Source organism: Loktanella sp. SALINAS62 (assembly GCF_018263905.1).
GTDB lineage: Bacteria > Pseudomonadota > Alphaproteobacteria > Rhodobacterales > Rhodobacteraceae > Loktanella.
This window is the reverse complement of sequence record NZ_JAAFZU010000093.1, coordinates 22,695-35,168: the sequence shown is the minus strand read 5'-3', so window position 1 is coordinate 35,168 and position 12,474 is coordinate 22,695. Positions and strand designations below refer to the sequence as shown.

15 protein-coding genes and 1 tRNA gene are annotated in these 12,474 nt (G+C 59.9%); 9 read left to right on the top strand and 7 right to left on the bottom strand.

Features of this window, described 5'->3' with window-relative positions; all coding sequences use genetic code 11:
- The 4 genes from GZH79_RS18790 to GZH79_RS18775 form a co-directional block, all read left to right on the top strand.
- On the top strand, positions 1 to 353 hold a 353-nt coding region (locus GZH79_RS18790; protein WP_211645303.1), incomplete at its 5' end, for a hypothetical protein.
- Positions 354 to 453: 100 nt separating this feature from the next.
- Positions 454 to 1,581, top strand: a complete 1,128-nt coding sequence (locus tag GZH79_RS18785) for an HWE histidine kinase domain-containing protein (protein WP_211645302.1) — start codon at positions 454 to 456, stop codon at positions 1,579 to 1,581.
- Positions 1,578 to 1,955, top strand: a complete 378-nt coding sequence (locus tag GZH79_RS18780; RefSeq protein ID WP_211645301.1) for a response regulator — start codon at positions 1,578 to 1,580, stop codon at positions 1,953 to 1,955. The genes GZH79_RS18785 and GZH79_RS18780 overlap by 4 nt, the downstream gene beginning before the upstream one ends.
- Positions 1,956 to 2,045: 90 nt before the next feature.
- Complete coding sequence (locus GZH79_RS18775) at positions 2,046 to 2,264, top strand: DUF4113 domain-containing protein (RefSeq protein WP_249219304.1); 219 nt, start codon at positions 2,046 to 2,048, stop codon at positions 2,262 to 2,264.
- A gap of 38 nt (positions 2,265 to 2,302) precedes the next feature.
- On the opposite strand, the gene GZH79_RS18770 is transcribed toward GZH79_RS18775, so the two are convergent.
- From GZH79_RS18770 to GZH79_RS18750, 5 genes are all read right to left on the bottom strand, one after another.
- Positions 2,303 to 2,695 carry a DUF2177 family protein gene (locus GZH79_RS18770; protein WP_349291236.1) on the bottom strand — a complete coding sequence of 131 codons (393 nt, stop codon included), beginning with the start codon at positions 2,693 to 2,695 and terminating at the stop codon, positions 2,303 to 2,305.
- A gap of 422 nt (positions 2,696 to 3,117) precedes the next feature.
- A tRNA-Arg gene (locus tag GZH79_RS18765) sits at positions 3,118 to 3,194 on the bottom strand.
- 46 nt (positions 3,195 to 3,240) lie between these two features.
- On the bottom strand, positions 3,241 to 3,771 hold the full coding sequence (locus GZH79_RS18760) for a CAP domain-containing protein (RefSeq protein ID WP_211645299.1): 531 nt from the start codon (positions 3,769 to 3,771) through the stop codon (positions 3,241 to 3,243).
- Between the two features lie 186 nt (positions 3,772 to 3,957).
- Positions 3,958 to 4,473: a CAP domain-containing protein gene (locus GZH79_RS18755; RefSeq protein ID WP_211645298.1), complete on the bottom strand. Its 516-nt coding sequence runs from the start codon at positions 4,471 to 4,473 to the stop codon at positions 3,958 to 3,960.
- Positions 4,474 to 4,630: 157 nt separating this feature from the next.
- Positions 4,631 to 4,942, bottom strand: a complete 312-nt coding sequence (locus tag GZH79_RS18750; protein WP_211645297.1) for an ETC complex I subunit — start codon at positions 4,940 to 4,942, stop codon at positions 4,631 to 4,633.
- A gap of 125 nt (positions 4,943 to 5,067) precedes the next feature.
- On the opposite strand from GZH79_RS18750, the gene GZH79_RS18745 reads away from it, so the two are divergent.
- From GZH79_RS18745 to GZH79_RS18735, 3 genes are all read left to right on the top strand, one after another.
- On the top strand, positions 5,068 to 5,583 hold the full coding sequence (locus tag GZH79_RS18745; RefSeq protein ID WP_211645296.1) for a superoxide dismutase family protein: 516 nt from the start codon (positions 5,068 to 5,070) through the stop codon (positions 5,581 to 5,583).
- Between the two features lie 99 nt (positions 5,584 to 5,682).
- Positions 5,683 to 7,893 carry an excinuclease ABC subunit UvrB gene (gene uvrB, locus GZH79_RS18740; protein WP_211645295.1) on the top strand — a complete coding sequence of 737 codons (2,211 nt, stop codon included), beginning with the start codon at positions 5,683 to 5,685 and terminating at the stop codon, positions 7,891 to 7,893.
- Between the two features lie 62 nt (positions 7,894 to 7,955).
- Positions 7,956 to 8,429: a hypothetical protein gene (locus GZH79_RS18735; protein ID WP_211645294.1), complete on the top strand. Its 474-nt coding sequence runs from the start codon at positions 7,956 to 7,958 to the stop codon at positions 8,427 to 8,429.
- Positions 8,430 to 8,442: 13 nt separating this feature from the next.
- On the opposite strand, the gene GZH79_RS18730 is transcribed toward GZH79_RS18735, so the two are convergent.
- Positions 8,443 to 8,724: a GlsB/YeaQ/YmgE family stress response membrane protein gene (locus GZH79_RS18730; RefSeq protein ID WP_211645293.1), complete on the bottom strand. Its 282-nt coding sequence runs from the start codon at positions 8,722 to 8,724 to the stop codon at positions 8,443 to 8,445.
- A 33-nt stretch (positions 8,725 to 8,757) separates the two neighbouring features.
- Complete coding sequence (locus GZH79_RS18725) at positions 8,758 to 9,267, bottom strand: hypothetical protein (RefSeq protein ID WP_211645292.1); 510 nt, start codon at positions 9,265 to 9,267, stop codon at positions 8,758 to 8,760.
- 215 nt (positions 9,268 to 9,482) lie between these two features.
- Between GZH79_RS18725 and GZH79_RS18720 the strand changes: the two genes are divergently transcribed.
- The gene (locus GZH79_RS18720; RefSeq protein ID WP_211645291.1) at positions 9,483 to 10,859 is read left to right on the top strand and encodes an aminotransferase class III-fold pyridoxal phosphate-dependent enzyme; all 1,377 of its coding nucleotides are present in this window, start codon (positions 9,483 to 9,485) and stop codon (positions 10,857 to 10,859) included.
- Between the two features lie 108 nt (positions 10,860 to 10,967).
- Positions 10,968 to 12,422 carry a PLP-dependent aminotransferase family protein gene (locus tag GZH79_RS18715; protein ID WP_211645290.1) on the top strand — a complete coding sequence of 485 codons (1,455 nt, stop codon included), beginning with the start codon at positions 10,968 to 10,970 and terminating at the stop codon, positions 12,420 to 12,422.
- Positions 12,423 to 12,474: the final 52 nt, after the last annotated feature.

The following is a 12,474-nucleotide window of genomic DNA, read 5'->3' as shown; positions in this document are numbered from 1 at the left end:
GCACGGGACATGGCTGGGCCACCCGCTCCACCCGGCGCTGCCCATGGGTGGCTGGACGCTGGCGGTGGCGCTCGAAACGGCTGGGGGTGTTGGGGATCAAGCGCGATCTGCTCACCAGGGCGCGGGCGGCAGACATCGCGCTGAGCGCAGGTGTGGTCACAAACGCCGCAACCGGCCTTGCCGACATGCGGCAAATCCACGGCCGTGACCGACGCACCGGCCTTGTGCATGCGGCCCTGAACTCGACCACGCTTTCCTTGACCGTCACGTCGCTGGTGCTGCGCCGCCGTGGTCGCGGCGGCGCCGGTCGCGCGTTGAATGGAGAGCACCGCGGTTCTCAATGGCGACAATAACGTTGAATTCACTAGGAACCTGCTCAGAGAGGAACCTTTTTCCGACATCATAGGTTGAAACCCGTCGAAATCTCAAATGTCGAACGGTCGGCGGCGGGTCATGCGAACAACTTTAGAACTTCAACGTGCTGCACTTGCCGATTTCGGCTTGTTCGCCTTTCGGTGTAACAACATCGATGATTTGCTTCACCGTGCCACCGAACTGGTCTCAGCCGCGATAGATGTGCCCCTTGTGAAGGTGCTCGAGCATTTTCCAGAGCGTGGCGAGATGCTTTTGCGCAGCGGCGTGAATTGGCAACCGGGTGTCGTTGGCAAAGAAGTTTTTGGGGACCATGAGAAGTCGCCGGGGGGCTATGCGTTAAGAGCCGACAAGCCCGTGGTTTCGCCGGATCTGGATGCGGAAAATCGGTTTGAGACACCCGACGTGCTCCGGCGCCACGGCGTGAGAAGCATGGTGAACGTCATCATCGCCGGCGATGGTGACCCATTTGGCATTCTGGAGGTTGATTCCCAAGAACTGCGGGAGTTCAGCGACGACGACGTGGCCTTTCTGCGCACTTACGCAAACCTTCTTGCTGCGGCCATCGAACGGGTGAGATCGCACAGAGAACTGGAGCGTGCTGCCAGAGAGCAAGGCGTTCTGGCAAGAGAGTTGGGGCACCGCGTCAGAAATTTGCTTGGCCTTGTTCAAGCACTCGCGTCTCAGACATCGGTCACTGGCCGCACAGCTACAGAATTTCGCGACGCCTACATTGATCGGCTCCAAGCTTTGTCGACTGCTGAAGGACTTGTATTCGAGAACGATGACGAGCTTGCCGATCCGCTGGAGCTTGCGCATGAAATCCTTGCGCCGCATAGGCAGGACGATCCTGACAGGATCACGATCGAGGGGACTTCGGTTGGATTATCGTCGCGGCAGGCTCGCATGTTTGGCTTGGCTCTGCACGAACTTGCGACGAATGCAGCAAAATACGGAGCCCTTTCCGTCGCCGGTGGGAAAATACACCTCGAATGGCATGTTTCGGGTGCTGAAGGGGGTGCAGAGCGGCTGTCGATGATGTGGCAGGAGGCAGACGGCCCCGAGATCACCCCGCCACAGCGAAAGGGCTTCGGCACCCGTTTACTTGAGGATGTCGTTGCACATGAACTGAACGGCGAAGCCGCGCTTTCATATAAGACGTGTGGCCTGCAATATCGCCTTGAATTTCCAGTGGACGTAGAACAATGACGACCAGTGACTCGCCTCATAGCTTTGCCGGTCGACGGATACTTGTGGTTGAAGACGAACGGCTGATCGCGCTTGATGTCCGCGACATTCTGGAAAAATTCGGCTGCGTGGTGCTTGGTCCCGTCGCGACTGTTGATGCAGCGCTTCAGCTGATAAACGACGAAAACCCGGAAGCCGCTGTTCTGGACGTGCAACTGAACGGCGAAACTTCCGAGCCTGTCGCACATGCCTTGCGTTTGGAAAATCGCCCCTTCCTCGTTTTGACGGCTTACAGTCGCAGACATCTTACCGGCGCGTTGGAGGATGCTCCTCTGCTGAACAAACCGGTCAATGAAAGGAAACTGCGGGTTAGTTTATCTGATCTGTTTTCTTGACATGAGGTCGTCATCCGCGACAGCGGCTTGACACGTAGTCGCTTTCTGTTCGATTGATGAGAACAAATAGCGAACATGTTGGAGCTACGGATGCTGCTGCCCATCGCAGATCGGCCGCGCACATTGTTCTACAGCGTCAAACCGACGTCCCCTGCGCTCATTGCGGCGTTCGATGAGGTGAATAGCCGGTTCGGGAAGAAGACGATGGTCATCGCCAGTGAAGGGGTGTCGCGGTCATGGCAACTGCGGGCAAACCATCGCAGTCCACGTCATGCCACGCGGCCGGCGGATCTGCCTGTGGTGCGGTGATGGCCTTGGGACGGTCCGCAGACTTTGACGCGCAGACGTCAGCTCTGAAAGCGCAACAGAAGGACTACGCCAGCCCATGCACAAAAGCCTGTCAGGACGGCACCCCAGATTGTGTCGGTAACCACCATCTGCCAGGACCAGTCCTTCATGATCGACATCGAAGTGAACTCGTAAGTGCCGTAAGCCATCGCCCCGATGATCGCGCCGTGTAGCGCCGCGCGTCCGGGTGCGGCATCGCGTAAGGCCGGTATGGACACAAGGAAAACGAGGCCGGCAACATAAGCCAGGTAGAATAGACCGGCTGGCGCCAACATCGGGCTGTCCCGCATGGCGTCACCCAGATGACGTGAAAAGATCGGCTTCATGACAAAGCTGAGCATGACAGCATCGATGGCGAGGAACATGACTGCAGTCATGGCGTAAAGGATCACTTGGCATTCTCCTTGAACTATAATGTCGAGGTAGCGCAAACGATCATGAATAGTAGGCAGCCCGGAACAAATCGATTGCTGGGCGGGCGTTGATCTGTAACCGAGTCGCGGCAGGCATTTTAGTGCGGGTCCGCATCCCGGCTGGCGGCAGTTGAGCGCATGTGTGCCGGATAATGGATGCCTGTTGGCTGACGCCAACTTCGCATCCGACCCGTCCGGGATTAAATGCGAAAATTCGAGATGTCGCTATAAACTGAACAATTTCAAGTTGATGGAGCAATTTTAGCGTATGGCATCATTTTTTCATTGACACGGTGTGCATGGAAAAGTGCCGATTTGTGCACTCATATGGTTCTTCCACATGTGCACGGAAAAGTGCCGTTTTGTGCACTCATATGGTTCATCGACAATAAGTTTGTCCATGGCGATCCCGGGAGGAATCGAACCCCCAACCTGCCGATTAGAAGTCGGCTGCTCTATCCAGTTGAGCTACGAGACCGTGCAGGTGCGTTTTGCGCAGACCTGACGCATTTTGCAAGGGCCAGCTACTTTTCCGCGCCGACAACAAGCGCCCATTTCGTCCCGCGCCCCGCGCCTGCGACGCCAAGGCCGAAATCTTTGGCGCGGCGATCAATCAGAACTGCGTCGTGACTGCGTGAATTCTGCCAATCCCTTATCACCTGCCCATCGGACTGCTGGCGGGCGGCCAAGGCTTCACCGACAAAGCGGTAATCGTACCCTTCGGCGCGCACGCGCGCGCCCACGGTGCGGCCATCGCGTCCGGTGTGCGAAAAGTAATCACGGTCAACCATATCCTGTGCGTGTTTTTGCGCCGCAGCATTCAAGCGGCTGTCAAATCGCACCGCACCGGCGCCAGACGCGAGCCTGTAATTGTTCAACAGCTTACCGAAATTGGCGTCGCGCGGGGCCGTTTCCGGGTGTGACAAGGGGCGGTCGCCGTTCAGGCTGGCCGCCACCGCAGGCGACACGGAAACGTCGGATTTGACCTGTGCACCGTCGCCAGATCCACACGCCGTCAGTGCGGCCACCACAACCAGATTCAGGAGATATTTCATTGCGATAGATCCATGCTTTGGGCGTGCGGACAGGATCGACCAAAGCCGTCGATTGTCGCGCGCAGGTTACGGTTTCAATTCACCGACTGGATCGCACGAAGCCGTTAAAGAGGGGTGAGCGCAGGACATGAAAACGCCCGCGAAGTGCTTCGCGGGCGTTACGCCTGACCGGCGCGCCTTAGATCGCTATTTTTCAGCGCCGACGACAAGTGCCCATTTTGTGTTGTTGCCGGACCCAGACACACCCAGCCCGAAATCTTCGGCGCGGCCGTCTTTCAATGCCGCGTCATGCGATTTCGAGTTTTTCCAGTCCTTCAGCACTTCGGCGTCGGATTGCTGCCGCCACGCGATGTTTTCGGCCACAAAGCGATAGTTGTAACCTTCGGCACGGGCGCGATCGCCAACATCCTTACCCTCGGGAGAGACGTGGTTAAAGTAGCCGCGCTTGACCATATCGTCGGTGTGTTTCTGGGCGGCACGGTTCAATCTGCTGTCGAACTGGACCGAACCGACCCCCGACGCCAGCCGGTAATCGTTCAGCAAACGGCCAAAGTTCGCATCCTGCGCCGTCGTCAGCGGTCCCACCGACGTGGTGCTGCGGGACGCGACAGACGGTTCGTCGGCGATGGTCACGTTTCCTGACCCGCCGCCACACGCCACAAGTGTCACCAAAGCAAGTCCGGACAGTGCAATTTTAATCATGTCATCCCTTTCCACAGCACGGCAGCGTGGTCCATCAATCGGCCAGCCCGCCTGAATGCGACACCGAATTGGTTAGGCAGGTGATCTGTCAAAAATATGGCCCCTGTGGGTCAATACCGCGAACCGGCCGCGTTTGGCAGAGGGATGTCGGGCGTGTTTAGTGCGTCCAGACACCACGGCGGTTGGTGGCAAAGTTTTCACCGTAGCCGCCGGGCCGGATGTTGGCCTTGCGGGCGTTGGGGTCACTGACGACAGCGTCGATGCCGTGATCCTTGGCGTAATCCAACGCCTCTTGCTTGGTGTCAAAGGTCAGACGCACCTGGGCCTGCATGTCGTCGGACGATGTCCAGCCCATCAGCGGGTCGATTTCGCGGCCCGTGCTGTGCGTGAATTCCAGAATCCACGATTTCGTCTTGGCGGTGCCGGACGACATCGCGGTGCGCGCCGGGCGAAAAATTCGAGCCTGCATGACATCACTCCTGAATCGACATGTCGCCTTATCCGCAATCACAGGGTTTTTCGCAAGGGGAACCCAATCAGACTGCCTGTGTTGATCCGGCAGGACAGATCCAACCCGATAGAAGGATAAACGTTATGAACCACTTTGCCATTTGCGCCGCAGCCGCCCTGATTCCCGCAGGCATGGCCACAGCCCAGACAGACACGATGCAAAGCTTTGACGCCGACGTCGTGTCCAACAGCGGCATTTCCGGCACCGTCAGTGCCACGCAGCAAGAATCCGGCGTCATGGTCGTGACCATCGACCTGACTGGCGTGCCCGAAGGCACGCACGGCGTGCACATCCACGAAACCGGCGATTGTTCCGCCGATGATTACAGCAGCGCGGGCGGCCATCTGGCCGGTGACATGGAACACGGCGTCAATGTCGCGGGCGGCCCGCATCCCGGTGATATGCCCAACGCCTATGTCCAAGAAGACGGCGTGCTGAAAGTGACGTATTTCAACACCGACCTGACCCCCGACATGCTGGCCGATGCTGATGGCGCGGCCTTTATTGTTCATGCCGGTGCGGACGATTACGAAAGCCAGCCGTCAGGCGATGCGGGCGGCCGTCTGGCCTGTGCCGTGCTGGCCGAACCACAAGCCTGATCCTGCCGGACAGATCAGCACAGCGCCCGCCGTCGGGGTTGATCCCGGCGGCGGGCGCGCGCATCTATAGGGTCTGCCACGCCAGCCAAAGGACCAGACATGGCCTACGCCCAGACCGACAAGCGAGAACTGGCTGACGCCGCCTATCTGTCGAACCCCGCACCCGACGTGCGGTCGCGCGAAAAGATGGAAGGCGGCAAGACATTCAAGCTGGTGACCGAATTCGACCCTGCAGGCGATCAGCCCACCGCGATCCGCGAACTGGCGCAGGGGGTACGCGACGGCGAACGCGACCAGGTCCTGTTGGGTGCCACCGGCACCGGCAAGACATTCACGATGGCCAAGATCATCGAAGAAACGCAGCGGCCTGCGATCATCCTTGCCCCTAACAAGACACTGGCGGCCCAGCTATACGGCGAATTCAAAGGGTTCTTTCCCGAAAACGCCGTCGAATACTTTGTCAGCTACTACGATTACTATCAGCCCGAAGCCTATGTGGCGCGGTCCGATACCTATATCGAGAAGGAATCGCAGATCAACGAACAGATCGACCGGATGCGCCATTCGGCCACCCGCGCGCTGCTGGAACGCGACGACGTGATCATCGTGGCGTCGGTGTCCTGCATCTACGGCATCGGGTCGGTCGAAACCTACGGCGCGATGACGCAGGACATCCACGTCGGCAAATCCTACGACCAGCGCAAGATCATGGCCGACCTGATCGCGCAGCAATACCGCCGCAACGATCAGGGGTTCCAGCGCGGTTGTTTTCGCGTGCGCGGCGACAGTCTGGAAATCTGGCCCGCCCACCTGGACGATCGCGCATGGAAGCTCAGCTTTTTTGGTGAAGAGCTGGAAAGCATCACTGAATTCGATCCGCTGACGGGTGGTAAGACCGGCAGCTTTCCCAAGATCCGGGTTTACGCCAACAGCCACTACGTCACGCCGAAACCAACGATGCAGCAGGCCATCATCGGCATCAAGAAAGAGCTGCGGATGCGGCTGGATCAATTGGTCGCCGACGGCAAGCTGCTGGAAGCGCAGCGTCTGGAACAGCGCACCAATTTCGATCTGGAAATGCTGGAAGCCACGGGCGTGTGCAACGGCATCGAAAACTACAGCCGGTATCTGACGGGCCGCGCGCCGGGCGAACCGCCCCCTACCCTGTTCGAATTCATCCCCGACAACGCCATCGTCTTTGCCGATGAATCCCACGTCAGCGTGCCGCAGATCGGCGGGATGTACAAAGGCGACTTCAGGCGCAAGATGACGCTGGCCGAACACGGGTTCCGCCTGCCGTCCTGCATGGACAACCGCCCGCTGAAATTCGAGGAATGGGACGCCATGCGCCCCCAGTCGGTGTTCGTGTCCGCGACCCCCGCCGCGTGGGAACTGGAACAATCCGGCGGTGTGTTTGCCGAACAGGTCATCCGCCCCACCGGCCTGATCGACCCCAAGATCGAAATCCGCCCCGTCGACATGCAAGTCGACGATCTGCTGGACGAGGTCCGCAAGGTCGCCGCCGACGGCTACCGGACGCTGTGCACGACATTGACCAAACGCATGGCCGAAGACCTGACCGAATACATGCACGAACAGGGCATCCGCGTGCGCTATATGCATTCGGACATCGACACCATCGAACGGATCGAAATCCTGCGCGACCTGCGGCTGGGTGCCTTTGACGTGCTGATCGGCATCAACCTGCTGCGCGAGGGGCTGGATATTCCCGAATGCGGCCTTGTCGCCATTCTGGATGCCGACAAGGAAGGGTTCCTGCGGTCCGAAACATCGCTGGTGCAGACCATCGGCCGCGCCGCGCGCAACGCCGAAGGCCGCGTGATCATGTATGCCGACCGGATCACCGGCAGCATGGAACGCGCCATGTCCGAAACCGAACGTCGCCGGACCAAACAACTGGCCTACAACGAAAAACACGGGATCACGCCGACCACCGTGAAAAAGAACGTCGAGGATATCCTTGCCGGGCTTTACAAGGGCGACGTGGACATGAATCGCGTCACCGCCAAGGTTGAACGCCAAGGGTCCAACATGAAAGCGGTGCTGGACGGTCTGCGCACCGACATGCGCAAGGCCGCCGAAAACCTAGAATTCGAAGAAGCCGCCCGCCTGCGCGACGAGCTCAAACGCCTCGAAGCCGTGGAACTTGCCATTGCCGACGACCCCCTCGCCCGTCAGCAGGCCGTGGACAAGGCCGTGTCCGACAGCGCGGTCGCATCAGGCCGGTCCACCGGCGGTCGCGGCGGTATGCGCGGCGGCAAGTCGCGGTATGGCGGGAAGAAGCGGTAGGTTCTCGCAGTAGCGTATTGTGAGGAAAAATGGTATTCTTGTAGAAGAAAGGACTGACGTGGATGGCCATTGATCCAATTTGGGCTGGCGTTGTCGGAGCAATTGGTGGCGCTATCGTGCCGTCCGTTACACAACTCGTTCTAGTTCATCTTTCGCCAAAGGTTGCGGAAAAAACCGAAGTTCGAAAACTGCAACGGGAGGTTTACGGTGATGCACTTGCGTGCCTTCAGAACTGCATGAATAGCGTCCACTTACCGCTAGAACAACGGAGCGTGATGGTAGAACTGGCTCGTGTAAACAATTTAATCTCAACCTACGCTGAAAAATCGGTCGCACAAGCATTCAACTCATATTATTTTATGCTCGTACGCTCCAATATAGACTTAAAAGATGGAAGTAAGATTTCCGTCTCCCTGCCCCGAGATGAGCACAAAAAATTTCAGCTCAAGATTGTGAACGCAATAAGAAAGGACTGCGGACAAGAGCCTTTGGCAGAATTTGAAATGACTGGCATCCAAATTCCCGAAGGACGCTAAGCCTTTTTTAGTATTAGTTTCGATTTCGCCCAGCCACAGCCTTGACCAGTGCGACGACCAGCACCGCGCCCACGACCCCGACCAACAGGATCACCACCAGCCCGGCGCCGACCACCGCGGTCACGCCCAATGCCGCCAGCACAAAGGGCAGCGCCAGTGCGCCCAGCACCCCGGCAATGATGTATTTCGCCTTGCTTCCGCCGGTGACCACCGCGGCGATCAGCCCGGATACAAGGCCGATCACGGCCAGCAAAACCAGCGCGGTGACGCCGATCACGTCCAGAAAGGTTTCCATCGTCATATCTCCTGTGTTGCTTTGTCGCATGATCTAGTGCGCCCAGCGCACGGAACCATCCTTCCATGTGCCGCGCAACACGCGACCTTTTTTGCGCACCCACGGATATTGCACCGACCAATCCCGAAACCGGTCGTTGGACACCACCGGCAGGTTATGCCGTGCGGCGACATCCAGGATCGCCTCGTCCGCGATGACGCCCCTGTCGACGACCAGCACCAGATGTTGCGGCATGTCGATGGCGCTGGCCATCGCCGCATGCCCATGGAATCTGTTGAACAGCTTGTATCCCACGTTGGCATCGAACACGACGGCGGGGATATGGCCCTTGTCGTCGCGCAACGACTGCAACACGCGGGTCAGCACGATCAGCGAAGGATCGCCACCGCCCCAGTGCATCACGTTGGACCCGTCGACGATCACGCTGGCCTGCGGCCCTGCGGCGGTCGTGCCCACCCGCCGCGCCCGCCGAACCAGCAGGACCGCCAAAAGCACCATCAAAAACAGGCCGAACAGCCCCACAACGGCCAAATCGCTTATCATTCTGGCCATCCGCTCAACCACAGGGTGACTTCGGTTTAGCAAGTGTCCTTGGGCGATCCAACCTTGAACAGCGTGCGACTGGCGTAGTCACAGATTGCGGCACCTTGACTGGTCATATGAATACGCCCCTACTGGACCTATCGACAGGGCGCAGGCAATGCGACCTGTGATCAGGTCCGGGCTTCCGGACGCCACCCTCGACCCGGAGCACGCCCATGACCCTGCAATCGCTGACCAACGATCCATCCGCCATCATCGAAGCCGACCGCGCCCACGTCTGGCATCACCTGATCCAGCACAAGCCATTCGAAACCGTCGACCCGCGCATCATCGTCGAAGGGCAGGGCATGCGCGTCTGGGATATTCGCGGCAAGGAACATCTGGATGCAGTGTCCGGTGCTGTCTGGACGGTGAATGTCGGCTACGGTCGCAAACGGATTGCCGATGCCGTCGCCGCCCAACTGACCAAGATGTGCTTTTTCGCGGGTGCATCGGGCACCATTCCCGGTGCGCAATTTGCCGAACTGCTGATCGACAAGATGCCGGGCATGAGCCGGGTCTACTACGCCAACTCCGGATCGGAAGCGAACGAAAAAGGCTTCAAGATGGTGCGCCAGATTGCGCACCGGTATTATGGTGGTAAGAAACACAAGATCCTGTACCGCGACCGCGATTATCACGGCACCACCATCGCGACGCTGTCGGCCAGTGGGCAGGACGAACGCAGCGCAGAATACGGACCGGCGACACCCGGTTTCGTGCGCGTGCCGCATTGTCTGGAATACCGCGCCGATGACGCGGGCGAAGGATACGGAAAGCGTGCCGCCGATGCGATAGAAGAGGTCATTCTGCGCGAAGGCCCCGACACCATCGGCGCGCTGTGCCTTGAACCCATCACCGCCGGGGGCGGCATTATCGTGCCGCCACAGGGCTATTGGGAACGGGTGCAAGAGCTTTGCACGAAATACGACATCCTGCTGCATATCGACGAAGTCGTCTGCGGTCTGGGGCGCACCGGCACATGGTTCGGCTACCAGCAGTTCGGGGTCAAACCCGACATCGTCACGATGGCAAAGGGCGTGGCCTCCGGCTATGCTGCCATCTCGTGCTGTGTGACCACCGAACGCGTGTTTTCCATGTTCAAGGACGACAGCGATCCGCTGGGCTATTTCCGCGACATCTCGACCTTTGGCGGCTGCACGGCGGGTCCGACCGCCGCCATCGAAAACATGGCCATCATCGAAGAAGAAAACCTGATGGCGAATTCCACCGCCATGGGCGCCTACCTCAAGGACAGCCTGCACGACCTGATGGACCGCCACCCCGTCATTGGCGACGTGCGCGGTATGGGCCTGTTCGCGGGCGCGGAACTGGTCATGGACCGCACGACAAAAGAACCCGTCAACGAACGTCAGGTCGGCGCGATCGTCGCTGACTGCATGGCGCAGGGTGTCATCATCGGGGCCACCAACCGGTCGTTGCCGGGCTACAACAACACCTTGTTGTTCGCCCCGGCCCTGATCGCGACCAAGAACGATATCGACCAGATCTGCGGCGCCGTCAGCAGCGCCATCACCCGCGTATTGGGCTGATCTTCTTCTTGCCGGAAATATCCCGGGGGTCCGGGGGCACCGCCCCCGGTCCATCCCTTGCCATCCAAACGCCATCGGTCCAGTCTGCGCCAACCCCAAGGCCAGAGCATGTCCGTTCCGCTTGATCTTTTCCGCCTCGATCCCGCGACCGAAGGCACGCTGCAGCAGCGCATCCGGCAGATGGTCGCGCAGGGCATCCTTGCGGGACGTTTCCGCAGCGGCGAACGTTTGCCGTCCTCGCGCAAACTGGCCGTCCATCTGGGCGTCAGCCGGATCACGGTCACGCTGGCCTATACCGATCTTGTGGCGGATGATTACGTCACATCTGCTGGGCGGTCGGGCTATTTCGTCAGCGATAGCGCCCCACAACCACCCGACTTTCTGCCTGGCCCCGCCACGGCCAGCACGGTGGACTGGGACAGTGTTCTGCACACCCGGCCTGCGGGGTTCGGCGTGACAAAACCCGCCGATTGGGCAAGGTTTCGCTATCCCTTCATCTATGGCCAGCCGGACCCCGCGCTGTTCGATACCGCGGGCTGGCGGCTGTGCGCCTTGCAGGCATTGGGCAAGCGGGATTTCAACGCGCTGGCCGCCGATCAATACGACGGCGACGATCCAAAGCTGATTGATTTCTTGACCCGCCAGATCCTGCCCCGGCGCGGCATCACCGCCACCCCTGACGAGGTTCTGATCACACTGGGCGCACAAAATGCGTTGTGGCTGTCGGCACAGGTGCTTTTGACCCCGGACAGTCATGCCGTGACCGAAGACCCCTGTTATCCGGCCCTGCGCCGGATCGTGCAGGCCACGGGGGCGCGCCTGTCGCCTGTGCCTGTCGACCCCGACGGCCTGCCGCCCGACCTGATACCAAAGGGCGCCAACGTGGTTTTTACCACACCCAGCCATCAGTGCCCGACCACTACGACCATGCCGGCTGCACGGCGGCGCGCCTTGCTGGCGCAGGCCGAACGCGACGGGTTCATTGTGGTCGAGGATGATTACGAATTTGAGATGGCCTTTCTCGGGCCACCGCAACCCGCGCTGAAATCGCACGACATCGACGGGCGTGTCATCTACGTCGGCAGCTTTTCCAAATCACTGTTCCCCGGATTGCGGCTGGGTTATCTTGTCGGCCCGCCGCCGTTCATCGCCGCGACCCGCGCATTGCGCGCACAGGTGCTGCGCCATCCCCCGGGCCAGATCCAGCGCACCGCCGCCTATTTCATGTCGCTTGGCCATTACGACGCCCGTGTGCGCCGGATGAAAGACGCCTACCACAGCCGTCGGCGCGTTTTGGATCAGGCGCTGTCGGATCATGGCCTGTCCATTGCGGGGTCCGGCGTCTACGGCGGATCGTCGGTGTGGGTGCGCGCGCCGGACGGCACCGATACCACACAATTGGCCCGCACCCTGCGCGACCGCGACGTGCTGATCGAACCGGGCGCGCCGTTCTTTGCGGGCGCGGCACCGACCAATTTTATCAGGCTGGCCTATTCGTCGATAGAGGCACCCCGCATCGCAGAAGGGATCGCGCGTATTGCGGCGGCACTTGCGACCCGCTAACTGGCATTAACTGACCCCGCCTGCTGGCCCTATTGCCATGACAGCACAGCGC

Excerpts from the sequence above, each read along its gene's own strand:
- GZH79_RS18715 (WP_211645290.1), top strand. The coding sequence starts at position 10,968 with ATGTCCGTTCCGCTTGATCTTTTCCGCCTCGATCCCGCGACCGAAGGC.
- GZH79_RS18780 (WP_211645301.1), top strand. The coding sequence starts at position 1,578 with ATGACGACCAGTGACTCGCCTCATAGCTTTGCCGGTCGACGGATACTT.
- GZH79_RS18720 (WP_211645291.1), top strand. The coding sequence starts at position 9,483 with ATGACCCTGCAATCGCTGACCAACGATCCATCCGCCATCATCGAAGCC.
- GZH79_RS18760 (WP_211645299.1), bottom strand. The coding sequence starts at position 3,771 with ATGAAATATCTCCTGAATCTGGTTGTGGTGGCCGCACTGACGGCGTGT.
- GZH79_RS18785 (WP_211645302.1), top strand. The coding sequence starts at position 454 with ATGCGAACAACTTTAGAACTTCAACGTGCTGCACTTGCCGATTTCGGC.
- GZH79_RS18750 (WP_211645297.1), bottom strand. The coding sequence starts at position 4,942 with ATGCAGGCTCGAATTTTTCGCCCGGCGCGCACCGCGATGTCGTCCGGC.
- GZH79_RS18755 (WP_211645298.1), bottom strand. The coding sequence starts at position 4,473 with ATGATTAAAATTGCACTGTCCGGACTTGCTTTGGTGACACTTGTGGCG.
- GZH79_RS18745 (WP_211645296.1), top strand. The coding sequence starts at position 5,068 with ATGAACCACTTTGCCATTTGCGCCGCAGCCGCCCTGATTCCCGCAGGC.
- GZH79_RS18730 (WP_211645293.1), bottom strand. The coding sequence starts at position 8,724 with ATGGAAACCTTTCTGGACGTGATCGGCGTCACCGCGCTGGTTTTGCTG.
- uvrB (WP_211645295.1), top strand. The coding sequence starts at position 5,683 with ATGGCCTACGCCCAGACCGACAAGCGAGAACTGGCTGACGCCGCCTAT.
- GZH79_RS18725 (WP_211645292.1), bottom strand. The coding sequence starts at position 9,267 with ATGATAAGCGATTTGGCCGTTGTGGGGCTGTTCGGCCTGTTTTTGATG.
- GZH79_RS18735 (WP_211645294.1), top strand. The coding sequence starts at position 7,956 with ATGGCCATTGATCCAATTTGGGCTGGCGTTGTCGGAGCAATTGGTGGC.
- GZH79_RS18775 (WP_249219304.1), top strand. The coding sequence starts at position 2,046 with ATGCTGCTGCCCATCGCAGATCGGCCGCGCACATTGTTCTACAGCGTC.